This is a genomic window from Pseudomonas sp. P4_C8 (assembly GCF_056401975.1).
In genome coordinates, this window is the sequence record NZ_JBFUIH010000122.1 from 1 (window position 1) to 649 (window position 649).

Annotated in this window: 1 protein-coding gene; it reads right to left on the minus strand. The window is 61.6% G+C overall.

Annotated features, from left to right (window positions below):
• A partial coding sequence (locus AC1DWM_RS30155) for an Ig-like domain-containing protein (RefSeq protein ID WP_477796898.1) occupies positions 1-649 on the minus strand: 649 nt, incomplete at both ends.

A 649-nucleotide genomic window follows, 5' to 3' on the forward strand; every position in this document is an offset into this window, starting at 1 on the left:
TCACGCTGAAGCTGGAGACGCTCAGGAGATTATCGACATCGTGGTCGTTGCCCAGCACGTTGCCGGTGGCTGCGTGGTCTTCATCGACAGTGTTGGTGTCCGCGACCAGGACGCTTGGGTCATTGACCGGGGTGACGCTGATATCCAGCGTGCTGGTGGAGCCGGTGTTGGTGGTGTAGGTGACGGTCGGTACGGTGCCGTTGTAGTTCTCGGCCGGGGTAAAGGTGTAAGCACCGTTCGCCCCGATCACCAGGGTGCCGACGTTGGCGATGATCGCCGGGGTGGCGCCTGCGGTGTACTCGGTGCCGCCAACCGTGAAGGTGGCCACGCTCAGGAGATTATCCACATCGCTGTCATTGCCCAGCACGTTGCCGGTTGCAACATGGTCTTCATCGACAGTGTTGGTATCCGCGGTCAGGACGCTCGGGTCATTGACCGGGGTGACGCTGATATCCAGCGTGCTGGTGGAACCGGTGTTGGTGGTGTAGGTGACGGTCGGCACGGTGCCGTTCCAGTTATCCACCGGGGTAAAGGTGTAAGCACCGTTGCTGGCGATGATCAGCGTTCCGACACCGGTCATGGTTGCGGTCTGGCCCGCCGTGAAGCTGCCGTCGACCCCATTCACGCTGAAGCTGGAGACGCTCAGGAG